Genomic DNA, 23,392 nt, shown 5'->3' with positions numbered 1-23,392 from the left:
GCCGCCGGGGACCTGTCCTGGCAGCACGCCAAAATTGTCGCCGACGAAACCGAAGGCCTCACCCCCGACGCCGCCGCCGCCCTCGTGGCCCACTTCTTCGACCCCGACGCCCCCAACCCAGCCCGCGGCGCCGCCCCCGGTGAGCTCGTGCCCTCCCGGTTCCGCACGAAAGTCCGTTCCTGGCGGGAACGCCACCACCCCGAAACCCTGGAGAAACGCCACGCCAAGGGTGTTGCGGACCGCCGGATGGAATACACCCCGGACCGTGACGGCATGGCCTGGATCTCGCTCCACCTCCCCGGCGACACCGCCTGCGCCATCTGGAATCGCACCACCGCCACCGCCCGCGGCCTCCAAGGCCCGGACGAGCCCCGCACGATCACCCAACTCCGCCCCGACATCGCCGCATCACTACTCCTCGGCACCGGAACGCCTGCGGGTGAGGCTGCTGCGGGTGAGGCCGCCGGGAGGACTGATGATGCTGCGGGAACGGGTGCAGGCAGCGTCTCCGGTACCGGGAGCGCGCCGGGTGCAGACGGCGTCTCCGGCACGGCCGGTTTGGGAGCCACTACGGAAATCGGGAAGGTCCCCACCCCGCGGGCCGACGTGCTGGTCATGGTCCCGGCGTTCTCCCTGCTCGGCCAGACGGACGAACCCGCGGTACTGGACGGTTTCGGCCCGATCCCGGCGTCCATGGCCCGGAAACTCGTCGCGGACGGGGCGGAATCGTTCTACCGGGTCCTGGTCGACCCCCGCGACGGAGCCCCCTTGGAGATCGGCCGCCAACGCTACCGGCTCCCCGAGACCATCAAACAATGGATCCGGATGCGGGACGGCAAATGCACCTTCCCCGGCTGCAGCAACCACACACCTGACAACGACACCGACCACCTCACCGCCTGGGAAGACGGCGGAACCACCGGCACCAACAACCTGGCACAACTCTGCCCAAAACATCACCGGCTCAAACACGCACGGCCATGGATCCCCGACCCCGCCACCCACAACGGACCGCCCGGCTGGACCTCACCAACAGGCCGGCACTACAAACCCGAACACCCCGACCCCGAACCAACCCAGTGGCCGCGGGGGCTACTACCCGGGCAACGAAGCCTGCTGGAGGAAGCACTTCTGAAACGTCTCGCGCTTTAACCCTGCAATTTAGGGCTGGCCTGAAGCAGGAATTTCATAAACCCGCTGTGCTGTGCAAGGTCTCGGGGGCTTGTTCACAGGTCCAGATGGCTAAACGGCCTCGGGTGCTCCCCCGATGCGGCGACGAAGTGAGATCCGATGAGCGCGCTCTCCGGCAGCCAGAGCCCGTAGCCGGGGCACAACCCCCATGGCCAGCGGCGGCCCATGGCCGGGCGCCAGCAACCGTGGGCCCAGCTCCGCCAGGCGCGCAGCTGAATCCTTGGACAGCTTCCAGTTCCATGTGGTGTATATGGGCGGTCCGGACAAATCCGGCATCCCGAACAGGATGCCACGGACTGAGTTGAGGTTGACTGTTACCACCGCATCACCCGTGATCAGGACGCCATCGCCGGAGCGCCAGTAGGTGACATGACCGGCGGTGTGCCCGGGCGTGGGGACGGCGATCCAGTCGGGCAAGCCCGGCACCTTGCCGTCTTGGGGAAGACTCTGCACCACATCGGTGATGTCCCCTGCCGTTTCGATCCGCCGGCGTGCCCGGGCTGGGAGGGACCACAGGAGCGGGGCGATGAACCACCGGTCAAGCGGCATTGAGAACTCAGGGATGTACCGCCCAGCAGCCGTCGGCAGTTCGGCCTGGTGGACGAACACCGGGATATCCCACAGCCGCGCCAGGGTTCCGGCTGCGCCGGAGTGGTCCGGGTGGATGTGCGTCAGGAAGATGGCTGCGGGGCCGTGGGCGGATCCGAGGATTTTTTCCACAGCGGCGCGCACCGGTTCCGCGCTGCCCGCCCATCCGCAATCAACCATCACCCACGCGGGACCGGACCTCACCAAGTAGAGATTTGAGGCCATCGGCCCGGAACCTGTGGTCATGAGGATCACTCCGGAGGCAATCTCCCGTGGTTCTGAAATCCGCATCATTGCCCTCTCACACCACCGGGTGGCGAACCAGGGTGCGCAGCTTTTCCGGTGCACTGCGCCGGGGATCACCCAGGTAAATTTCGTGGTGGCGCCCCCGGACCTTTAATCCGGCTTCCGTGATGGCAGCGTCCAGTCGGGCAATTGTGGGACCTTCGTCGGCGTAGGGACCGATATGGAGCACTTGGGCACATCGGCCTTCTTCCCAACGTTCGAAGCGGACCAACGCCAAGCCCGGAAGGCCTTTGGAACGGGAGTCTTCCAAGGCCCGTTCCAGAAGGGCTTCGTCGATAGGTTCCGGCTGGAGCATCATGGCCTGCCACCGCCAGGACTCCCGTGGAATGCCTGAGAGTCCCGTAAAGCCAGCGGCCACACCTTCCAGACTTTCCGCATGATTCGGGTCCTCAAACCACCACAAGGCTTCCAGGGGCATCACTTTTGTCCCCTCGCCGGACTGCTTCTTGAGTCCGAAGTGCGCCGCGTAGCTGACGGTAAACAGCGCCTGGACCGCCTCCGCGAATGCCGGTCCGTCAGGATCCCCCTGACCCTGGACAAGGGCGAAGAGCAGCGGAGGGACGTCCACGAAGTCGACAGACCCCTTGCGTGTTTTATACAGAGCCGCAACGTCCTGCCGAACGTCACTCACCGTACACACTCCCTCCGGCTGCTTTGCAGGGAGCAGAATGGAACGCCCAACCGCGGGAATCCAACGCGGCCCTGCCAGCGCATTTGTGGCGCTGGCAGTCTCACTCCAATGGCCCTCGCCATGAAGTTAGTTTTCCCCGGCCCTGGAGCAGCCAGTAGGGCCGAATGTCCTTCTCTAGCCGTCTGCCCCGGGCAGGCACACTTCCACGAGTTCCCCGCTGACGCGGGTCTCGAAAACCGGCTGCCGGGAGGTGGCGGGACCGGCCTTCACTTCCCCCGTGCGCAGCGCGAAAGTGCTCCGGTGCCAGGGGCAAACAACGCAGGCCTCCCCGGCCACGTCCTTGATCTTGCCTTCATGCAGTGGCCCGGACAGGTGGCTGCAGACATCGGACAGCACGTTGACGGTGCCGCCTTCACGGTGGACCAGCAATGGAATCCCCGCCACCTCGCGCTTGTGGAGGCCGCCCTCCGGCAGCTCGGTCAGCGGTGCCAGCGGATGCCAGCCGGACGGAAAACGGTGCGGGATTTCCTCGCTGTGGTTGACGCCGGCGGCCTGCCGGTATGTGAGGTGTCCACCGAGGAAGCCACCGGCACTCACCGTTGCGAGCCCCAGATACGCCAGCACCTTGCCGCCGCCCTGGCCGCCCCGGGCCCGCTGGACCAGTGAGGCAATGTAGAGCCCGGTTGCCGTGACATTGGCCGCCGCATGCACCAGGCCCACCCTCTGCTGCTGCGGATGCAGCTGCGTCCAGTCGGTGAGTCCGGCCAGCGCAGAGGGAATAACACTTGCGGTACCCACACCGATCAACAGCCTGGCAGCTTTCTCGCCACCTGGAACGGCATCAAGGACGCCGGCTGACAGCCAGGCGCCGATGGGGACCTGCACTGCAAGGGGGTGCACCGGGTGGCCGATGGGAACGCCATGCAGGAGGTCACGGGCCCACTGTGGCTTGATGACCTTCTTGACGGCCTTGCGGACGCTTTTGGCCAGGGGGTCCAGCCATTCAGCTTCCTCAAGACGGGTGACAAGCTCAAGTGCAGGCAGCGGCTTCATGTGTGTCCCCTTACCCCGTTTCCAGATATCCAGTCGATGCCCGAGAGCATAGCCCTGGATCAGAAGGGGGAACAGTACTGGGCCGGAAGTCAGCAGGCCCCAGTTAGCGCAGGGGTGACCCCAGAACCGTGAACCGGTGGCCTCCCATCTCCCCGGACAGCAGCGGCATCGCCTCGGCGATCGCGGCCCTGGTGCTGTCCAGTTCCAGCGATGCCCGGTGGGCCTCCGCCGATTCCCATAGTTCGGAAACGAAAACGGTGTCCGGCATGTCGTCGTTGATGCCCACCTCATAGAGGAGGCAGCCCGCTTCCTTCATTCCGGTCTTGGGTCGCAGCAGGATGGCCACGAGGGCGTCGCGCTGGCCAGGCTTGGTTCCAAGTATTCCCACATTGGCAAATGTCATAGGGACAGTTTGCAGTACCACTCGGACAACGGTGCCGGTCCACAGCCGTACCCTCGCGGGCTCTTGAAATCTATGCGCAAGTAGGGTAGGCCGCCCCCTAGCGCAGCGTTGGACACAGGCGGAGGATTAAACGACCGGACCACCCCCACAGCGAAGCGGAAGGGTCCGGAGTCGAAGCCGCCCGCATTTCCGGGCTGGCAGTTAAATGGGGCGGGCAGTGCCGCCATGCTGTATCAGTGAAAATGCTTATTATGTGACGGCTTCAGGCTGCCCGCAAAGGTGAATCGCACCCTTTGAGGAGCAACGAGAAATATGTCCAACACGCAAAAAAACCACTCGGCCCGGGCAAAGGTGGCCCTGGTTCCGGTTCTGTCATTAGGTATGTTCGGAGGTTTCCTGGCTCTGGCCGCACCGGCCAATGCCGAAACCAGCCGCTACGGCTGTACGGTCGACCCGCTTGATCCAGAGGACCTCCGCGGCGACAAAGTCGACTTCAGTATTATGGTCGATTGCAACGGCGAAAAGACCGTCGAGATCCGCCAGTGGATCTATGAGGACGAACGAGGTCATCACCACGACGACCGCCTGGCGGAAAGGACGGTCAGCGTGGACTTTGACCGCCATGACGACGCAACGACTATTCACTGCTACGTGGATTTCGGCGACGACCATGGACGCCATGACTACGCGATGAATAAGCACGACGACTGTGAAGATCTCGAAATGGATGACCGCAAACATGACCGCAAGGTTGAAGAGGTCTACCAGCGCGTCCAATTCCGCGTGGAGAACCACGGCGGACACTGGTCCGACTGGACTGATTGGGAGAAGAGCGCCGTAGTGGAAGTAGACCATAACGGTAAGTAGGCCTTTTACGGTCCGCTCAATCCGCATAACCACTGGGGAGCCAGGGGCAAGGCCCCTGGCTCCTTACTGTGCCTGAACTGCTCACTCCGCCGCGCCCAGGCTTCCAGCATGCACGACGGCGCCACTCGCCGTCGTGTCCTCCTTCAGCATCCAGCCCACGCGCTTGACCGTCCGCAGCATCACCGCGCTCTCCACGATCTCAATGCCGGGAACCTTCTGCTGCAGCGCCAGCTCCGCGGACATGACATCGGCCAGCGTGTGCAGCCACATGATGATCACGAAGTTGGTGGGCCCGGTGGTGGAGGCGCTGAGCCGGACATTGCTGATGGTGCGGATCCCGGCGGCAGCTGCCTCATGCTGCCCCGCCGGAACGTTGACGAACCACTGGCACGTCACCGGGAAGGACGAATACCGCTGGGCGATTTCGCAGCGGAACGACAGGATGCCGCTGGCCAGCACCCGGTTCAGCTGGCGCTGCACGGTTGCTGGATGACGGCCAAGGGCGCGGGCGATGTCGGCAGCCGTCGCGCGGCCGTCCCTGGCGAGAAACGGCAGCAGGTCGAGGTGGCTTTGCGGAAGTTGCGCCGCCTGAACGGAGGCCGGACCAGCCGCGGCGGCAAAGGTCCGGAGCGTGGCCAGCTGGGAGCGGTTCAGGACATTCAGCCGCCAGTCATCGCCGCTGCTGTGCAGCCGGGTGCACAGGGCCACCTGGTATTTCGTGAGTCCCTCAACAGCCTTGAGCCTGGTGATGACCTTGTCGCTGAACTCCTCCAGCGACCGCGTGATGACTGTCAGCATCAGGTCGCGGTTGCTGGCCGCCTCCTCCACGGTGATGATCTCCGGAACAGCGGCCAGTTCCGCCGTGACACTGTCCCGCCGGTTCATCTCGCAGTCCACCGCCACGTATGCCAGGAGCATCTGCTTCGGGTCACCCGCCAGGTGTGCCGTCACCCACGCGGCGCCGCTGGCGGCAAGCCGCTCCCAGCGGGCCGCCAGCGTGGTGGCATGCACATCCAGCACCTTGGCAGCATCCGCCCATCCCAGGCGCGGCGCGGCCTGCAGGACCTGAATCAGGGCAAGATCGTCCTCGCTGAGCTCCATCAAACTTCCTTTGCTCATGCGTAGATCCTGCCGAAAGGCGGGCCCCAGTAAATAATTACTGCGCTTTCACAACATGTGAACTACGCCACTTCAGAATAGTCCACAAGCCCTGATGCCCATTTCCAAGGAGTGACACGTGCCCGTAACCGATGACGCCAAGGACCTGCAGGAAGACCTCGCCAGGCTCCGCCATGACCTGCACCGGCAGCCGGAAATCGGCCTTCACCTCCCCCGCACCCAGGAGCGGGTCCTTCAGGCGCTGGACGGGCTTCCTTACGAAATCACGCTGGGCAAGGACACGACGTCGGTCACTGCGGTCCTGCGCGGCGGGCACCCGGCCGCTGGGGAGACGGGCACCGGAGGGCAAACGAATGCCGGCGGCAGCACGGCCCGCCCGGCCGTCCTGCTCCGCGCCGACATGGACGGGCTCCCCGTCCAGGAAAAAACCGGCGTGGACTTCACCTCCCAGGCTGACGGCGCCATGCACGCCTGCGGCCACGACCTGCACACCGCCATGCTCGCCGGCGCCGCCACCCTCCTGGCCGAGAAGAGGCACCTGCTGCACGGCGACGTCGTCCTTATGTTCCAGCCGGGCGAGGAAGGCTTCGACGGCGCAAGCTACATGCTGCGCGAGGGCGTCCTGGACGCCGCCGGAACCAGGGTCAGCGCGGCCTACGGCATGCACGTGTTCTCCTCGCTCGAGCCGCACGGCACCTTCTGCACCAAGCCCGGCGTCATGCTCAGCGCCTCCGACGGCCTGGAAGTCACGGTGCTTGGCGCCGGCGGCCACGGTTCGGCCCCGCACGCGGCGAAGGATCCCGTAACGGTGGCCGCGGAAATGGTGACCGCCCTGCAGGTGATGGTCACCCGGCAGTTCAACATGTTCGATCCCGTGGTCCTGTCCGTGGGTGTCCTCCACGCCGGTACCAAGCGGAACGTCATCCCGGAGTCGGCCCGCATCGAGGCCACCATCCGGACGTTCTCGGAAGCATCACGCCTGAAGATGATGGAGGCCGTACCGCGGCTGCTCAAGGGGATCGCGGCCGCGCACGGGGTGGAGGTCGTCGTCGACTACCTGCAGGAATACCCCCTCACCATCACCAACGAAGACGAAACCCACACCGCCGAAAAGGTGATCACCGAGCTCTTCGGCGAGCGCCGCCTCTCGCGCTGGGCCACTCCCCTCAGCGGCTCGGAAGACTTCTCCCGGGTCCTCGAGGAGGTGCCCGGCACGTTTGTTGGGCTCAGCGCCGTCGCCCCGGCCGGAGATCCGGCAACCTCGCCGTTCAACCACTCACCGTACGCAACGTTCGACGACGGTGTGCTGGCTGACGGGGCCGCCCTCTATGCGGAACTCGCCATGTCCCGGCTGGCCGCACTTTCGCAGGCCTCCTAAGGCCTGCACCAGTTCCACCGGTATCCCCCAGACCCAACCGACCAGGAAGAAAACCATGTCCGTTGCAGCAACCAAGGCACAGACTGGACGCATGTCCACCGCCAAGACCGTCATCGGTACCGGCATCGGCAACGCCGTTGAGTGGTACGACTGGGCCATCTACGCCACATTCACCCCCTTCATCGCCAGCCAGCTGTTCAGCAAGGCGGACCCCGCATCGGCCGTCCTGTCCACCCTGGCGATCTTCGCCGTCGGCTTCGTGGCCCGGCCGTTTGGCGGGTTCCTCTTTGGTTGGATCGGCGACCGGGTGGGCCGGAAGACGTCGATGACCCTCGCCGTCGGCCTCGCCTCACTGGGCAGCCTGATGATCGGCGTCGCCCCCACCTTTGCCAGCGTCGGGGCGTTCGCTTCCCTGATGCTGCTGGTGGCCCGGCTGGTACAGGGCCTGGCGCACGGTGGTGAGCTGCCGTCGTCGCAAACCTACCTGTCCGAGATGGCTCCCAAGGAGCACCGCGGCTTCTGGGCCACCCTGATCTACACGTCAGGGACCGTTGGCATCCTCTTCGGCACCCTGCTGGGCGCCATCCTGAACATGAGCCTGAGCACCGAATCGATGAACGCGTGGGGCTGGCGGATCCCGTTCCTGATCGGCGCCGCCATGGGCCTGTATGCACTCATCATGCGGTCGCGGCTGCATGAAACCGAGGCCTTTGAAGGTGAAGCCACCTCCGAGCGGCGCGCCCCGATCTGGCCCCAGATCGTCCGCTACCGCAAGCAGGCGCTGCAGGTCATCGGCCTGACGGTGGGCCTCACGGTGATCTACTACATCTGGGGCGTGGTGGCGCCGAGCTACGCCACCACTGCCCTGAAGATCGACCGTGGCGAGGCGCTGTGGGCCGGCGTCATCGCCAACATCGTGTTCATCGCCGCCCTGCCGGTGTGGGGCAAGCTCTCCGACCGGATCGGCCGCAAAAAGGTTCTCTGGGCCGGCGCCATCGGCTCCGCTGTCATGCACTTCCCCATGACGTGGCTGCTGAAGGATTCCGCCTGGCAGCTGGCGGTCAGCATGTCAGTGATGCTCGTGTTCATTGCCGCGAGCGCCGCCATTGTGCCGGCCGTGTACGCCGAGCTGTTCCCGACGTCCATCCGCACTGTGGGCGTGGGTGTCCCCTACTCCATCTGCGTGGCCGTCTTCGGCGGCACTGCCCCGTACCTGCAGCAGTGGCTGGGATCCTCGCTGGGCGCGCCGCAGGTGTTCAACATCTACGCCGTGCTGTTGCTGGCGGTCAGTGCGGCGTTCGTCTTCACTATCCCGGAGACCAAGGGCAAGGACCTGACGCACTAGCCGCCCCACTGGCAGAAGGTCCCCGGCGCAATTGAGCGCGCCGGGGACCTTTTGCGTTTATTACCGGGGGCTGCCACCGTCAGTGCGCGCCAATCTTCAGTGCCTGCTTCACAGCCGCTTCCGCCCCCTGCTTCCAGGGCTCGCCGTGGCCCGGCAGCAGCGTGGTGGCCCCCGTGGCGGCAATGGCCTCCAGCGATGCCAGCGCCTGCCCGGTGTCCTTGGTGGCGGCGGAGGCCACGATCTGCGGTCCGGCCTCACCCGTGTAGGGATCCAGGGTCACCAGCGCGTCGCCGGTGAGGAGGACGCCGCGGTCCGGGAGGTGGAGGATGCAGTGCCCGTCGGTGTGGCCGGGGGTATGGACGACGGCGGGACGGCCTGTCAGCGCGTCCGCCACCCCGGTGCCCAGCGGCCGGGTGTCGGAGATGCCTTTGACGGCCAGGGCACCTGCCACTGCCATGCTGCCGAGCCGCGGGAGGGATTTGGGATGCGTAAACGGGTAGAGGAAGCGGTTGCGCTGCGGCTTGTAGCGGTAGGGGTGCGCTGCCAGCCTGGCGTCCCCTTGATGCACCAGCACCGGGATTCCCCACTGCCGGTGGGCCCGCAGCGCGAATCCCACGTGGTCGAAATGGCCGTGCGTGAGGACCAGGGCCTTGACGTCCTGCGGGCGCCGGTTCCGTTCCTCCAGGAGTTGCGTGAGCATGGACCACATGGTGGGCAGGCCGGCATCCACCAGGGTTACTCCGTGGCTGTCCTCGATCACGTAGCAGTTGACGTTGGCGTGGGTAATCAGGTGAACGCCGTCTGCGACGCTGGGGATGATCATGCCGGGGCTCCTTCAGGTGGGCGGCTGTTTGGTCACTGTCCCCCTGAAAGTACCCAGCAACAGGCAGACTGAAGCCGCGCGGGCGGACACCTGTCCTGACCCCTGTGCCCCACCCCGTGGTGCCGAGGGCTAGTTCCGGGGAGGCCCGATGGAATCGCGGCACACCAGCGGGCAGCGCAGAATGGTCGGGCGAACCGCCGTTTGGGGCAGGTCGGATTTTCCCTCGATGGCATCAATCAGATGCTCTGTGGCCCAGGCTCCCATGGCGTAGTGCGGCAGGGCTACGGTGGACAGGCCCGGATGGAGATTGGCGGCGATCAGTTCCTGGTCATCGAAACCGACGACTGAAAGGTCGGCGGGGATCTGGAGCCCCAACTCCGCGGCAGCGCGGTAAGCTCCCATCGCCATCCGGTCGTTGTAGCAGAACAGGCCGGTGGGCGGCTCCTCCCCCGCGAGGATCCGCCGCGCGGCCTCATAGCCGCCCTGCGCATCGGAGGCTGCGGACTCGACAGGTGCCGCGTCGCCGTCGAGCCCTGCTTCAGTCAGGGTGGCGCGGAAGGCCTGAAGCCGCAGGCGGGTTGAGGGCACCTCCGTGGTGTTGTTGATGAAACCGATCCGGGTGTGGCCGGCCTCAAGGAGCGCGCGCACGGCAACGCGGGCACCCCCAGCTTCGTCCGGGATGACGGCGATGATGTCACCGTCGGCCGCTACGGAGTCGACCAGGATGGAGGGCACGCTGCCGAGGTTTGGCGGCAGCTCAACGCTGCGGTGGTACATGGTGGCGTAGAGGATTCCGTCCACGCGGCGTTCCAGGAGGGCCTCGACGTCGGCCCGCCGGGATTCCAGGCTGGCTGAGCCGGAGGTGTTAATGACCATGAGGTTGTACCCCCGCGCCCTGGCGGCTTCATCCGCGCCGAGGATGATCCTGCCGGCGTGGGGTGTGGTGGCGATGTCCTCACTGAGCAGGCCAAGCACCCCTGTCCTCTGGGTGCGGAGGGCCTGGGCCAAGCGGTTGGGCCCATAACCCAACTGCTCCGCGGCGGATCGCACCTTGTTCCGGGTTTCCTGGCTGACCCTGGCGTAGGACACCTCGTTGAGGACGTGAGAAACGGTGGTGGCGGACACGCCGGCGGCCACGGCTACGTCCTTGATGCCAATATTCCTGTTGCTCATCTGTCTCGGACGTCCTTATGTTTTGGTGCTGCCGCAGGGGTTATCAGTAGGCTACTCGTTCCTGGTCCAGCCTTTGGCGCCGCCGGGCGCCACGCCGAGCACGATCCGGCAGCCGCAGAAACAGATTTCCTTAATTGAAGAGGTCTGGCGGGCCTGGCAGGTTCAGGCAGCTACCGGCAGCACCAGGAGGTACCCGGCGGGCAGGCTGCTGCTCCAGCGGCGCGGCTCGCGGACCACGAACTGCGTGGCCAGCTCCTCCGGCGTCAACAGGCTGTTGGGGACAGGCGACGGTCCCCACTGTCCGCTGCCGTACGGGTACAGCGGGTCCAGGACGTGGACGCCGGTCACGGCGAAGTCAGGGAACTGCCGGGGGTCGCCGAGGGATTCGAATCCGCTCATCACCCAGGCGTGCCGCCCGCTCCACATGACCAGCCCCACAGGACGGCCCGTGTCAGCGATGGCACGGGCGGCAGTCCGAACCGCCTCGCCATAGTCAGCAATGCTCACCACGCGGTAGGGCCCCATCCCCGATTCCGTCAGCACCTGCGCCCAGCCGAACGGATTGGCTCCGTTGAACGAATCGGAGGAGCGGGCACGGGCCATCTCCCACAATTGACCCTGCTGGGTGGAGTCAGCCCAAGCGCCTCCGCCTGTGTCGTCGATGAGGTTGTGAGCCATCTGGATGCTCGCCGCCACGCACCAGTCGAAGGTGTACTGCGGAACGAAGTCCCCCTCCCGGTACAGGTTCAGGGCGAACGGCTGCGGCGCTGGCGCTGGGGCAGGGGCCGGGGCCGGGGCAGCAACAGTCGGAGGCGCCTGGGCAGGGGCCGGTGTCGGGGTTGGCGTAGTGGATTCGACGGGAGCCGCGGGCGCAGCCAGGACAGTACCCCCGGACGCGTCTTCAGGCGAACCAGCGGCAACCGATGCGGTGCTGGAAGCGGAGGCAGCCGGAGAGGTCGCGGCCTCCTGCAACCCTGCCACCGGAACGCAGGCGGTGAGGAATCCGGCCAGGGCGACGAGCCAGGCTACAAGACGCAGACGGGCACCGGTCATGATCGCTCGAGTCCATTCCTGTTGAGCTGGCTTACCTCATACCAGTCTCCTGCCCAGGGCTCCCCTTGACTACCCCACCCCGCGTTACCTACACTTTTCATAAAGCAGAATCTAAATTCCACAAAGCGGAAACGGTGAGGAAGCCGGAAGCAAGGGAAGATAGATCAAAGCCCCTCCTCGGAAGGACCTACGATGACGTACACAGTGAACTGCTCCATCCTCCTCACGGAGCTTCCCCTGCTCGAGCGCCCCGCTGCCGCAAAGGCAGCAGGCTTTGACGCCGTCGAGTTCTGGTGGCCCTTCGAGACCTCGGTCCCGGCAGACAGCGAGATCACCAAGTTCGAGAACGCCATCACGGACGCCGGCGTGCAGCTCACGGGCCTGAACTTCAACGCCGGCAACATGCCCGGCGGCGACAGGGGCCTGGTCTCTTGGAAGGGCCGCTGCTCCGAGTTCAAGGACAACATCGACGTGGTGGCCGGCATCGGCGAGCGCCTGGGCTGCAAGGCCTTCAATGCCCTCTATGGCAACCGGCAGGACGAATTTACCCCCGAAGAGCAGGACGAACTGGCCGTCAAGAACCTGGCGGCGGCGGCAGAAGGCGTCGCCCGCATTGGTGGCACCGTCCTCCTGGAACCGGTCAGCGGCGCACCTAAGTACCCGCTCCTCACCGCCGACGACGCACTCAAGGTCATCGCCCGCGTCAAGGAGGAGACCGGCGTCGGCAACATCAAGCTCCTCGCCGACTTCTACCACCTGGCAGTCAATGGCGATGACGTCCCCGCCGTGATCGAAAAGCACGCAAGGGAATTCGGCCACATCCAGATCGCCGACAACCCCGGCCGCGGCGCCCCCGGCACCGGCACCCTCCCCCTCGGCGAATGGATCGCCCGCAGCCGCGAACTCGGCTACGAGGGCTACATCGGCCTCGAGTACAAGGAACCGCAGGAGACCGCCTTCAGCTGGGCCATCCGCGAACACGCCGCCCGCTGACCGCAGCAGCAGACCAGCAAGACCACACAGACTTTCAGGAAAGAGAACCATCATGAGCAACGTTGCAGTTATTGGACTCGGAATCATGGGCCTGCCCATGGCCATCAACCTGGTCAAGGCCGGCCACACCGTCACCGGTTTCAACCGCAGCCAGGACAAGATCGACAAGCTCGTCTCCGAAGGCGGTAAGGGCGCCTCGAGCATCGCTGACGCGGTGAAGGACGCCGACGTCGTCATCACCATGGTGCCGGACTCGCCCGATGTTGAGGGCGTGGTCAGCGGCAAGGATGGCGTCTTCGCCAACGCAAAGCAGGGCGCCCTCTGGATCGACGCCTCCAGCATCCGCCCCGACGTCGCTGTCCGCCTGGCGGCAGAGGCCAAGGAAGCAGGCATCCGCCCCCTCGACGCACCGGTCTCGGGTGGCGAACAGGGCGCCATCGACGCCGCCCTCTCCATCATGGTGGGCGGCGACAAGGCAGACTTCGACGCCGCCCAGGACGTCCTGAACGCCGTCGGCAAGACCATCGTCCACGTCGGCCCCTCGGGCTCCGGCCAGACCGTCAAGGCAGCCAACCAGCTGATCGTCGCAGTGAACATCGAGGTCCTCGGCGAGGCCATCGCCTTCCTCGAGGCCTACGGCGTGGACACCGACGCCGCCCTCAAGGTCCTCGGTGGCGGCCTGGCCGGCTCCAAGGTCCTGGACCAGAAGGGCCAGAAGATGCTGGACCGCAACTTCGACCCCGGCTTCCGCCTGGCCCTGCACCACAAGGACCTCGGCATCGTCACCTCCGCCGCCCGCGAAGCCAACGTCGCCATCCCCCTTGGCGCCGTCGTCGCGCAGCTCGTCGCCGCCACCGTCAACCAGGGCGACGGCGCACTGGACCACTCCGGACTCTTCAAGCAGGTCCTCCAGCTCTCCGGCCGCAAGTAACCCGGCAGCAGGCAAACCAGCCCCGCCATAACGGGGCACTTCGACACAGACACGCCGGCCGCCGTCGTCAATTACGACGGCGGCCACCCCCAAAGTGCCCCACGACGGTTCGTGGGGGTACTTCCGCACACCCAAAAACAGACTTTTCAAGCTTTCAAGGAGCACCCCATGAGCAAGATGCGTACCGTTGATGCAGCGGTGGCCATCCTGGAAAAGGAAGGCGCCATCGAGGCGTTCGGCCTGCCAGGCGCTGCCATTAACCCCTTCTATTCCGCAATGCGCGCCCACGGCGGCATCCGCCACACCCTGGCCCGCCACGTTGAAGGCGCCAGCCACATGGCGGACGGCTTCAGCCGCGCCAAGGACGGCAACATCGGCATCTGCATCGGCACCTCCGGCCCCGCCGGCACCGACATGATCACCGGCCTCTACGCCGCCTGGGCTGATTCCATCCCCATGCTCTGCATCACCGGCCAGGCACCCGTGGCCAAGCTGCACAAGGAAGACTTCCAGGCCGTGGACATCGAGTCCATCGCCAAGCCGGTCACCAAGATGGCCATGACCATCCTGGAGCCCGGCCAGGTTCCCGGCGCCTTCCAGAAGGCCTTCCAGCTGATGCGCTCCGGCCGCCCGGGGCCGGTCCTGCTGGACCTGCCCATCGACGTGCAGCTGGCCGAGATCGAATTCGACATCGACACCTACGAACCCCTGCCCGTCGAAAAGCCCAAGGCCTCCCGAAAGCAGCTGGAAAAGGCCCTGGACATGCTCCTCGCGGCCAAGCAGCCGCTGATCGTGGCCGGCGGCGGCATCATCAACGCCGGCGCATCCGCGCAGCTCGTGGAGCTGGCCGAGACCCTGAACGTTCCGGTGATCCCCACCCTGATGGGCTGGGGCACCATCCCGGACGACCACCGGCTGATGGCCGGCATGGTGGGCCTGCAGACCTCGCACCGCTACGGCAACGAGAACTACCTGCAGAGCGACTTCGTGATCGGCATCGGCAACCGCTGGGCCAACCGCCACACGGGCGGCCTGGAGACCTACACGGCCGGCCGGAAGTTCGTGCACATCGACATCGAGCCCACCCAGATCGGCCGCGTGTTCTCACCGGATCTGGGCATCGCGTCCGACGCCGGTGCGGCGCTGGCAGGGCTGGTTGAACTCGCCAGGGAGCGCAAGGCGGCAGGGTCCCTGCCGGACTACAGCGCCTGGGTTGCCGAATGCGCCGACCGCAAGGCCTCCCTGCACCGCAAGACGCACTTCGAGAACATCCCCATCAAGCCGCAGCGCGTGTACGAGGAGATGAACAAGTCCTTCGGCCGCGACACCACGTACGTGTCCACCATCGGCCTGTCCCAGATCGCCGGCGCCCAGATGCTGCACGTGTTCGGTCCGCGCAAGTGGATCAACGCCGGCCAGGCAGGACCCCTGGGCTGGACCGCCCCGGCAGCCCTCGGCGTGGCACGTTCCAACCCGGACCAGACCGTGGTGGCCCTCTCCGGCGATTACGATTTCCAGTTCATGATCGAGGAACTGGCCGTGGGCGCGCAGTTCAACCTGCCCTACATCCACGTGGTGGTGAACAACTCCTACCTGGGCCTGATCCGCCAGTCCCAGCGCGGCTTCAACATGGAGCAGAACGTGTCCCTGGCGTTCGAGAACATCAACAGCTCGCACCTGTCCGAGGACACCCGCGGCTATGGCGTGGACCACCTGAAGGTGGCCGAGGGCCTGGGCTGCAAGGCCGTTCGTGTCGAGGATCCCAACGACCTCGCCGCAGCGTTCGACAAGGCCAAGGCGCTGCTGGGCGAGTTCCAGGTCCCCGTGGTGGTGGAAGTGATCCTGGAGAAGGTCACCAACATCTCCATGGGCGTGGAGATCAACGCCGTGAACGAGTTCGAGGAACTGGCAGAGACCGCCGCGGACGCACCCACCGCCATCCTGGCCCTACAGGCGTAACCATGCGCGTGGTTATTGCCCCGGACAAGTTCAAGGGATCGCTCTCCGCCCCGGAGGTGTGCAGCCACTTGGAAAAGGGCCTGCAGCGCGGGGCGGGCGGGAACCTTGAGGTGGTCCGGATTCCGGTGGCCGACGGCGGCGAGGGCACCCTTGACGCCGCCGTCGGCTCCGGCTTCACCCGCCGCACGGCAACGGTCGCCGGCCCCACGGGCCAGCCCGTAGACGCGGACTTCGCCGTCCGTGGACACGAGGCCGTCATCGAGATGGCGACGGCGTCCGGGCTGGCACTGGTCCCGGGCGTGCACAACGGTGGCAGGCCCGGATCGACGGATGCCACGACGGCCACCAGCCTGGGCACCGGACAGCTCATCCGGGCCGCGCTGGACGCCGGCTGCCGCCGGATTATCCTCGGCGTAGGCGGCAGTGCCAATACCGACGGCGGCGCCGGGCTCCTGCAGGGGCTCGGCGCCAGGTTCCTGGACAGCAGGAACAACGAACTCCCACCGGGCGGGGCTGCGCTGGCAAACCTGCACGGCATCGATTTCACCGATTTCGAGCCCCGCCTGGTGGACACACGGTTTGTGCTGGCGTCCGACGTGGACAACCCGCTGCTGGGCGCCCAGGGCGCGGCAGCGGTCTTCGGTCCGCAAAAGGGCGCCGCACAACAGGACGTCGGCATGCTCGACGCCGCCCTGGCCAGGTTTGTCGAAGTCCTGGCCAGGGAAATCGGATTCCGCGCCGTCAAGGCTGCCGAGGCTCCCGGAGCCGGGGCAGCCGGCGGCGTGGGCTACGCCGCCATCGCCGTCCTGGCCGCAACGCGGCGGCCGGGCATCGACGTCGTCCTCGAATTCACGGGGTTGGCGGACCGCCTCGCCGGCGCCGACCTGGTGATTACCGGCGAAGGCAGCCTGGACGAGCAAAGCCTCCTCGGCAAGACCCCCATGGGTGTTGCCCGGGCAGCAGCCGCACAGGGCGTTCCGGTCATCGCCGTATGCGGCCGGACCACCCTGGACCACGGCCAGGCAGCAGCCGCCGGATTCGAGGACATTTATGCTTTGACGGCGCTGGAAAGCGATGTAAACAGGTGCATAGCAGAGGCAGGACCCCTGCTGGAGCAGCTGGGCACCCAGATCAGTGCGGAACTCGCGGCCACCGGGCCCGTTACCGCAAGTACCAAGGAGGACCTCCGTGTCTGCAGAACGTTTTGACCTGGTCATCCGGGGCCAGCGCATCCTCACCACCGCCGGCATCGCCCCGCGCGAAGTGGGCGTCCGCAACGGCAGGATCGTGGCCATCGAGCCGCTGGGCAACGGCCTGGCCGGCGCTGAAGTGATCGAGCTCGCCGACGACGAAACCCTGCTGCCCGGCCTGGTGGACACCCACGTCCACGTCAACGAGCCCGGCCGCACCGAGTGGGAAGGCTTCGCCTCCGCCACCCGCGCCGCGGCAGCCGGCGGCGTGACCACCATCATCGACATGCCGCTGAACTCCGTCCCGCCCACCACCACCGTGGAAAACCTCAAGCTCAAGCGCGAGGTGGCAGAGGACCAGGCGTTTATCGACGTCGGATTCTGGGGCGGTGCCATTCCCGGCAACAAAGCCGACCTGCGCCCCCTGCACGACGAGGGCGTCTTCGGTTTCAAGTGCTTCCTCCTGCACTCAGGCGTGGACGAGTTCCCGCACCTGGACGCGGACGAGATGGAGGAGGACATGGCCGAGCTGAAGTCCTTCGATTCGCTCATGATCGTCCATGCGGAGGACTCGCACGCCATCGACCGCGCCCCGCACCCCGGCGGCGACCACTACCAGACCTTCCTGGCCTCCCGCCCCCGCGGCGCCGAGAACAAGGCGATCGCCGAGGTCATCGAACGGGCCCGCTGGACCGGTGCGCGTGCGCACATCCTGCACCTGTCGTCGTCGGACGCCCTGCCCATGATTGCAAGCGCAAAGCGTGACGGCGTGAAGCTCACCGTGGAAACCTGCCCGCACTACCTCACGCTGATGGCCGAGGAAATCCCGGACGGTGCCACCGCCTACAAGTGCTGCCCGCCCATCCGCGAGGCCTCCAACCGGGAGCTGCTGTGGCAGGGCCTGCAGGACGGCACCATCGACTGCATCGTCTCGGACCACTCCCCCTCCACCCTGGACCTGAAGGACCTGGAAAACGGCGACTTCGCCGTGGCCTGGGGCGGAGTCTCCTCGCTGCAGCTGGGCCTGTCCCTGATCTGGACCGAGGCCCGGCACCGCGGGATCCCGCTGGAGCAGGTGGTGTCCTGGATGGCGGAGAAGCCCGCCAACCTGGCCCGCCTCACCACCAAGGGGCAGCTGGCGCTGGGCTACGACGCGGACTTCGCCATTTTCGCGCCGGACGAGGCGTTCGTGGTGGACGTGTCAAAGCTCAAGCACAAGAACCCCATCACCCCCTACGACGGCAAAGCCCTGTCCGGCGTGGTGCGCAAGACCTTCCTCCGCGGTGCCGCAGTGGACGGCCAGACCCCTACGGGCAGGCTGATCCGCCGCGGCGGAATCTAGGGACGCGCCATGGCAGTGGAAGTCCACCATCCAAGGACGGCGTTCCGTCCACGGCTGGCCCCGCCCAAAGCTGCCGCCCGCGGACTTGCCGTGTGGGTGGTCCCGGCCGAAGGAACCAGCCCGGAACTCCTGCGCCACGCCGCCCAAATGGTCCTGGCAAGGGCCCTCGAAACTGCTCCGGAGGCGGAAGTCCACTGGCCTGCCGCCGGAGCCCCCACGTCCGCCGCGGAAGGAGACGCAGCCGACTCCTCTCCGTCTCCTTCCGTGGCGGAGGCAGCCGGCCCGGCACTTTCAGAGGACGACGGCGGCACCCGGCTGCCGCCGTCGGCCGGCCCTGTCAGCCGGGTCGCCGTGGACCTCGCCGCCGACACCGTCCTGCTGGACGGCAGGCCGGTGGCCCTGACTGGCGTCGAATACAAAGTGCTGCGTTACCTGGTGACCCACCTGTCCAGGACGGTGGGCCGCGAGGAACTGCAGGAGTTCCTGGAGTCGCTGGATTTTCCCGGCGCCACCGCACGCTCCATCGACGTGTACGTGGGCAGGATCCGCAAAAAACTGGGCAACGCCCGCCATGCCGTGGCCACTGTCCGCGGCGGCGGATACCAGTTTGTGCCGGGCCCTCACGCGGCAGTTCGTGGACCGGCGGAATACTGCATATGACGCGCTGGTTTGTATCACTAAGCGCCAACCCGCTTCACTTGATGTTTGGCCATCACTGACCGAGTCTTACAAAGGAACGCCATGAGCCCCACCCTGACCACCAAGCTTCAGCCCGGCACCCCGGCTCCTGAATTCACCCTCCGGGACGCCCAGGGCCGGGAGACTTCCTTGGCCGATTTCCGCGGCAAGAGCGTCATTGTCTACTTCTACCCGAAGGCCGCCACCCCCGGCTGCACCACCGAGGCCTGCGACTTCCGCGACAGCCTTGCCTCCCTGCAGGGCAAGGGCTACGAGGTTGTCGGCATCTCCCCGGATGCCGAGGAAGCCCTGGCCGGCTTCACCGGTGATTTCTCCCTGACTTTCCCGCTGCTCTCCGACCCCGACCACGCTGTGGCCCTGGCCTATGGCGCCTGGGGCGAGAAGCTGGTCCACGGCGAAATCCACGAGGGCATTGTCCGCTCCACGGTTGTGGTGGACCCCGAAGGCAAGGTCACCCTGGCCCAGTACCAGGTGCAGGCCGATGGCCACGTCGCCCACCTCAGGGAAGCGCTGGGCGTATAGGACACTCCATCACCTTCGGCAGGTTTCCCTGGACGCTTCCGCGCATGGTGCGGGAGCGTCCAGGCGTTTAACCGGCCGCTTTCGCTTCTGCCGCCACCTGCGCATACGAATCCGATACGCGGCGGTAGACCGGCGTCAGGAAGGCCAGCAGGGCGGCAACGATCATGATGATGCCGCCCACCAGGAAAACCAGGGCGATCCCCCGTGAGGTGCCCTCACCCAACAGCGGGGCCAGCCGGGCGGCGCCGTCCGCGGACCGCGCGTACGGGATGATCCAGAACTGGGCAATGGGGGCGATCAGGAACGCAGTGACAGGTGCCGCGGCTGACTCGAACGCCATGGCGAAGCCAAAGACCCGGCCCTGCCGTTCCAACGGAACCACCCGCTGGATCACGGTTTGTTCGGCCGCCTCCACGAACGGGACCAGCACCAGGTAAAGCCAGATCCCCAGGATGTAGAGCCACGCCCACTCCCTCAGCGTAAATACCGCACCGATCACGCCCATGGCTGCCACCGCAGCCAGCAGGGTCCGCAGCGGGTTGGCGCCGAGCCCGAACTTGCCGATCAGGGCGCCGCCGATGATGAACCCGGTGGATCCCACCGCAAAGACGGCTCCCCACATCTCCACGGAGAACATCTCCAGCCCGTAGGGATCCATCAGCGCCATGTAGACGCCGCCGATGAAGTTGTTGAACGTGGAAAACAGGATCAGCGCGAACAGCCCCGAGATGGCCAGCACGGCCGCGAGCGAGCCCCGGAGGTCGAACCCGCCGTGGGCGTCCGTTGCTGCGGCCCGCACCTCCTCCGGCATCCGCAGGGTCAGAAGGTGCGCGGCGGCCAGCGCCGTGAGCAGCAGCGCCACGGCGATGGTCCAGCCCATGCCCAGCAGCCCCACTGATAATCCGGACAGCAGGGAGGTGACGATGAACATCAGCCCCTGCACCATCCCCACCAGCCCATTGGCGTTGGCGCGGCGCTCCGGCTCGATGAGGATGGTCACTGTGGTGGAGAGGGCAATGTTCCGCAGGTTCTCCACCACGGCGCCGATCAGGATGACCAGGGTAAAGATCCAGAACCACGGGCCCGCCAGGTCCAGCAGGGACCTGGCCGGTATTAGCAGGAACATCACCCCGGACAGCACGAACATCACCAGTGTGAAGCCGGCAGCAAAGCGCATCACCGCCAGCTTGCGGTACCGGTCCACAAAGGTGCCGAAGCTGATGCTGGAGAGGGCAATCAGCAGCATGTACGCCCCGCCCACCACGCCGGTGGCGATCACGTTGCGCGTCTCCAGGTACAGCCAAAACGTCAGGGCGAACCACAGGTAGCTGGTGGTGATGTTGGCCAGGGCGGTGTTGACCAGGATGCCGGTGAAGGTCCGGGAGCGTTCGGCTGGACTGCGCAGGGAGGTGCCGGCGGTATCCGAATCCGCAGCAGCCTTCCCCGGTTCCTGCTGGGTCATGCGTCCCAGTGTAGTGAGGCGCCATAATCGCCAACAGGGGCGAAACTAAGCTGATGGGGAGGGCGTTCACGCCAGCACACAAGGAAGGGACGGGCATGGATCACGGGACGGATCAGGAAACCCCGGAAGACGGGACGGATCCCCGCCTCCTGCTGCTGTTGGACTCGGTCTTTGGGACAGGCCCGGACGCAACCCTGGAACTCACCGTGGTGGTTGACGGTGCCGTCATTTCGGGGTCGGTGGTGTCGGAGCATTCGTGGACCCAGCGGCAGAATGACCAGGTGCGGATCGGCAGCTGGGCCATCGCAGGGGTTCTCGACTCGTGGGAATCCGGGGCGGATGCAGCCGATATCCGCACTGGAGGCCAGCCACGGTACATCCACTTCCTGGGGCCAGTCCTGCTTTCAGGAGGTGCCAGGGTGCCCCTCCAGGCAACCAGGGTTGATGTCCGCAAGGTCGCGGCCTGGAGCATCGGCAGGATGCCGGAAGGCTAGGATGACCGTATGGCCATTGAGGTGCACCCGGCGACCAACTTCGAGGACGTAAAGGCAGTGTTGGGGCCCAAGCGGCCTGATGCCACCGTCTGCTGGTGCCTGAGCTACCGGATCCCTTCCAAACAGAACGTTGCCCTCCGGGGCGAAGAGCGCGGAGAACTGGTCCGGCAGCTGGTTGCCCAGGACCCGCCCCCCGGAGTGCTGGCGTACGACGGCGGAACACCAGTTGGATGGGCAGCGGTCCATCCACGTGCAGACACAACCTTTGCCCGCACCAGAAGAATTCCCCAGGTGGACGACCAGGACGTGTGGTCCGTTTGGTGTTTCCGGGTCCGCCCCGGCCACCGCGGCACCGGGATCGCGCACCATCTCCTGGCCGGCGCTGTCGGCATGGCCCGCTCCTATGGGGCTCCCGCCATTGAGGGCTATCCAGTGGACAACGCCGGCAGCAAAGTGGACCTCACCATGGCCTACGTCGGCACCCGGAAGCTGTTCGAGGACGCGGGCTTCACCAAGGCGGCGGACACCCAATCGGTGCTGAACGGCTTCCCACGGGTAATCATGCGGCTGGAGCTGGCATGACCGGGGCAGTTTTGGCGGAGGTCCTCGCTGAGCTGTCCGCACTCGAGGACCCGCAGGTGCGCGGGGCCAACCAAAAGCGCGGGGATGACCACGGCGTGAACCTCGCCCGGCTCCGCGAGATCGCCAGGCGTCTAAAGACCCAGCAGGACCTTGCCCGGGATCTTTGGGCTACCGGCGACACGGCCGCCCGGCTGCTGGCAGTGTTGATCTGCCGCCCGAAAGACTTTGGTCCGGACGAACTGGACACCATGCTCCGCCAGTCGCGCGCATCCAAACTGCAGGACTGGCTGGTGAACTATGTGGTCAAAAAGACCGCTCACGCCGAGGCCCTGCGGCTCACCTGGATGGCTGATCCCGACGAACGGGTGGCAAGTGCCGGGTGGGAGCTGACCGCCGACCGGGTAGCCAGGACACCCGATGGACTGGATCTGCCAGGCCTCCTGGACACCATCGAAGCGCAGATGAAGGACGCTCCGGGCCGGCTGCAGTGGTCAATGAACACCACCCTCGCGCGGATCGGCATTGAACATGCGCATCTCCGGGTCCGGGCCCTGGACATCGGCGAGCGCCTGGGCGTCCTGAAGGACTATCCCACGCCGCCCAACTGCACGTCGCCCTATGCGCCGGCATGGATCAATGAGATGGTCAGCCGGCAGCAGCGGGCCTAGCCGGCAGTACACCCAGGCGGGACGCTGATGGGCTGGTGGGAGGCTACTTCCGCCGCCAGTATTTGCCCCAGTCGACTTCCATGGCCCACAGCGCCAGAAGCAGCGCGTCCATGGTCATCAGCCCCGCCAAAAGGTACGCCCAACCCGCCAAAGCACTCACTGCAATCTCCTGACTATCCCCAGCCAATCGATTGCTGCTAAGTGTGGCACCTAGAGCGCCGGGACGGAATGCCCTCCACCCGCAGTTTTGAAAAGCACGCCCAACCTGTGGTGCGCCTCGGTCTCCAGCTTGAGCCGGCGGGTCAGTTTCTCGACGTGCCGCGACATCTCCTCCCCCACCGGGAGCCGGTCTCCGGGCCAGCTGGACGCTTCCCGCGATTCCGCGAGCGCGTGCTCCAGTTCCCTGGCCGCTGCCCGTACTTTGCGTGAATGGAAGTACAGGCGGAGCAATGCCTTGGCCTTGTCCGCACCGTTCCTTTTCATGTGTTCCATTGGCTTCCCCGCCTTCCGCAAGCCGTGCAGCCCCCAAGCGGCCGTCGTCGTACCGTCTTTCGTGGAAGCTGCTGCGTTCCTTCGAGTGTGACCGGCGTTCCTCAACGTCCCGGCAAGCAGATGCCAAG

At 66.1% G+C, this 23,392-nt stretch carries 23 protein-coding genes and 1 pseudogene; 14 read left to right on the top strand and 10 right to left on the bottom strand.

All coding sequences use genetic code 11. The features are described 5' to 3' along the window. The coding region (locus ACR65K_RS11330) for an HNH endonuclease signature motif containing protein (protein ID WP_440152881.1) at nt 1-1,152 on the top strand (1,152 nt) is incomplete at its 5' end. Between the two features lie 90 nt (nt 1,153-1,242). On the opposite strand, the gene ACR65K_RS11325 is transcribed toward ACR65K_RS11330, so the two are convergent. The 4 genes from ACR65K_RS11325 to ACR65K_RS11310 form a co-directional block, all read right to left on the bottom strand. Next, nucleotides 1,243-2,025: an MBL fold metallo-hydrolase gene (locus tag ACR65K_RS11325; RefSeq protein WP_440152879.1), complete on the bottom strand. Its 783-nt coding sequence runs from the start codon at nt 2,023-2,025 to the stop codon at nt 1,243-1,245. 55 nt (nt 2,026-2,080) lie between these two features. After that, on the bottom strand, nt 2,081-2,716 hold the full coding sequence (locus ACR65K_RS11320) for a GyrI-like domain-containing protein (protein ID WP_056330723.1): 636 nt from the start codon (nt 2,714-2,716) through the stop codon (nt 2,081-2,083). A 174-nt stretch (nt 2,717-2,890) separates the two neighbouring features. Beyond that, entirely contained in the window at nt 2,891-3,769 is an 879-nt protein-coding gene (locus ACR65K_RS11315) for a Rieske (2Fe-2S) protein (protein WP_056330726.1), read from the bottom strand. 103 nt (nt 3,770-3,872) lie between these two features. Further along, nucleotides 3,873-4,172, bottom strand: a complete 300-nt coding sequence (locus ACR65K_RS11310) for a putative quinol monooxygenase (RefSeq protein WP_440152877.1) — start codon at nt 4,170-4,172, stop codon at nt 3,873-3,875. Nucleotides 4,173-4,484: 312 nt separating this feature from the next. On the opposite strand from ACR65K_RS11310, the gene ACR65K_RS11305 reads away from it, so the two are divergent. Continuing rightward, entirely contained in the window at nt 4,485-5,039 is a 555-nt protein-coding gene (locus ACR65K_RS11305) for a hypothetical protein (protein WP_440152875.1), read from the top strand. Between the two features lie 81 nt (nt 5,040-5,120). Here the strand turns inward: ACR65K_RS11305 and ACR65K_RS11300 are convergent, their stop codons facing one another. Beyond that, nucleotides 5,121-6,140 (bottom strand): Lrp/AsnC family transcriptional regulator, encoded by a 1,020-nt coding sequence (locus ACR65K_RS11300; RefSeq protein WP_440152892.1) that lies wholly within the window; start codon nt 6,138-6,140, stop codon nt 5,121-5,123. A 136-nt stretch (nt 6,141-6,276) separates the two neighbouring features. Between ACR65K_RS11300 and ACR65K_RS11295 the strand changes: the two genes are divergently transcribed. Both ACR65K_RS11295 and ACR65K_RS11290 read left to right on the top strand, forming a co-directional pair. Beyond that, nucleotides 6,277-7,536, top strand: a complete 1,260-nt coding sequence (locus ACR65K_RS11295; protein WP_440152873.1) for a M20 metallopeptidase family protein — start codon at nt 6,277-6,279, stop codon at nt 7,534-7,536. A gap of 55 nt (nt 7,537-7,591) precedes the next feature. Further along, the gene (locus tag ACR65K_RS11290) at nt 7,592-8,881 is read left to right on the top strand and encodes an MFS transporter (protein WP_440152871.1); all 1,290 of its coding nucleotides are present in this window, start codon (nt 7,592-7,594) and stop codon (nt 8,879-8,881) included. Nucleotides 8,882-8,960: 79 nt separating this feature from the next. Here ACR65K_RS11290 and ACR65K_RS11285 read toward each other — a convergent pair whose 3' ends face one another. From ACR65K_RS11285 to ACR65K_RS11275, 3 genes are all read right to left on the bottom strand, one after another. Then, on the bottom strand, nt 8,961-9,704 hold the full coding sequence (locus ACR65K_RS11285) for an MBL fold metallo-hydrolase (protein ID WP_440152869.1): 744 nt from the start codon (nt 9,702-9,704) through the stop codon (nt 8,961-8,963). Nucleotides 9,705-9,833: 129 nt separating this feature from the next. Next, complete coding sequence (locus ACR65K_RS11280; RefSeq protein ID WP_440152868.1) at nt 9,834-10,877, bottom strand: LacI family DNA-binding transcriptional regulator; 1,044 nt, start codon at nt 10,875-10,877, stop codon at nt 9,834-9,836. Nucleotides 10,878-11,039: 162 nt separating this feature from the next. After that, entirely contained in the window at nt 11,040-11,930 is an 891-nt protein-coding gene (locus tag ACR65K_RS11275) for a hypothetical protein (RefSeq protein ID WP_440152867.1), read from the bottom strand. A gap of 192 nt (nt 11,931-12,122) precedes the next feature. On the opposite strand from ACR65K_RS11275, the gene ACR65K_RS11270 reads away from it, so the two are divergent. From ACR65K_RS11270 to bcp, 7 genes and pseudogenes are all read left to right on the top strand, one after another. Further along, nucleotides 12,123-12,923, top strand: a complete 801-nt coding sequence (locus ACR65K_RS11270) for a hydroxypyruvate isomerase family protein (protein WP_056330745.1) — start codon at nt 12,123-12,125, stop codon at nt 12,921-12,923. Nucleotides 12,924-12,954: 31 nt separating this feature from the next. Continuing rightward, nucleotides 12,955-13,854: pseudogene (locus ACR65K_RS11265) on the top strand (2-hydroxy-3-oxopropionate reductase); the annotation flags it as partial. 168 nt (nt 13,855-14,022) lie between these two features. After that, entirely contained in the window at nt 14,023-15,813 is a 1,791-nt protein-coding gene (gcl, locus tag ACR65K_RS11260; protein WP_440152866.1) for a glyoxylate carboligase, read from the top strand. Between the two features lie 2 nt (nt 15,814-15,815). Then, nucleotides 15,816-17,021: a glycerate kinase gene (locus ACR65K_RS11255; protein ID WP_440152864.1), complete on the top strand. Its 1,206-nt coding sequence runs from the start codon at nt 15,816-15,818 to the stop codon at nt 17,019-17,021. Next, nucleotides 17,002-18,345, top strand: coding sequence for an allantoinase AllB (allB, locus tag ACR65K_RS11250; protein ID WP_440152863.1), 1,344 nt, complete (start codon nt 17,002-17,004; stop codon nt 18,343-18,345). The genes ACR65K_RS11255 and allB overlap by 20 nt, the downstream gene beginning before the upstream one ends. 9 nt (nt 18,346-18,354) lie before the next feature. After that, nucleotides 18,355-19,005, top strand: coding sequence for a winged helix-turn-helix domain-containing protein (locus ACR65K_RS11245; protein WP_440152862.1), 651 nt, complete (start codon nt 18,355-18,357; stop codon nt 19,003-19,005). An 81-nt stretch (nt 19,006-19,086) separates the two neighbouring features. Beyond that, on the top strand, nt 19,087-19,566 hold the full coding sequence (gene bcp / locus ACR65K_RS11240; RefSeq protein ID WP_440152861.1) for a thioredoxin-dependent thiol peroxidase: 480 nt from the start codon (nt 19,087-19,089) through the stop codon (nt 19,564-19,566). A 67-nt stretch (nt 19,567-19,633) separates the two neighbouring features. Here bcp and ACR65K_RS11235 read toward each other — a convergent pair whose 3' ends face one another. Continuing rightward, nucleotides 19,634-21,028: an MFS transporter gene (locus tag ACR65K_RS11235; RefSeq protein WP_440152860.1), complete on the bottom strand. Its 1,395-nt coding sequence runs from the start codon at nt 21,026-21,028 to the stop codon at nt 19,634-19,636. A 95-nt stretch (nt 21,029-21,123) separates the two neighbouring features. Between ACR65K_RS11235 and ACR65K_RS11230 the strand changes: the two genes are divergently transcribed. From ACR65K_RS11230 to ACR65K_RS11220, 3 genes are read left to right on the top strand one after another with little or no spacing between them, the layout of a single operon-like run. Then, on the top strand, nt 21,124-21,522 hold the full coding sequence (locus ACR65K_RS11230) for a GvpU-like protein (RefSeq protein WP_440152859.1): 399 nt from the start codon (nt 21,124-21,126) through the stop codon (nt 21,520-21,522). A gap of 9 nt (nt 21,523-21,531) precedes the next feature. Further along, the gene (locus ACR65K_RS11225) at nt 21,532-22,104 is read left to right on the top strand and encodes a GNAT family N-acetyltransferase (RefSeq protein ID WP_440152858.1); all 573 of its coding nucleotides are present in this window, start codon (nt 21,532-21,534) and stop codon (nt 22,102-22,104) included. Then, nucleotides 22,101-22,772 carry a DNA alkylation repair protein gene (locus tag ACR65K_RS11220; protein WP_440152857.1) on the top strand — a complete coding sequence of 224 codons (672 nt, stop codon included), beginning with the start codon at nt 22,101-22,103 and terminating at the stop codon, nt 22,770-22,772. The genes ACR65K_RS11225 and ACR65K_RS11220 overlap by 4 nt, the downstream gene beginning before the upstream one ends. A gap of 210 nt (nt 22,773-22,982) precedes the next feature. Here ACR65K_RS11220 and ACR65K_RS11215 read toward each other — a convergent pair whose 3' ends face one another. Continuing rightward, nucleotides 22,983-23,264: a hypothetical protein gene (locus ACR65K_RS11215; RefSeq protein WP_235565094.1), complete on the bottom strand. Its 282-nt coding sequence runs from the start codon at nt 23,262-23,264 to the stop codon at nt 22,983-22,985. Nucleotides 23,265-23,392 lie beyond the last annotated feature (128 nt).

The organism is Arthrobacter sp. SAFR-179 (assembly GCF_059414945.1).
Note: the sequence above shows the minus strand (reverse complement) of the source record. Positions and strands in the feature narration are given on the sequence as shown.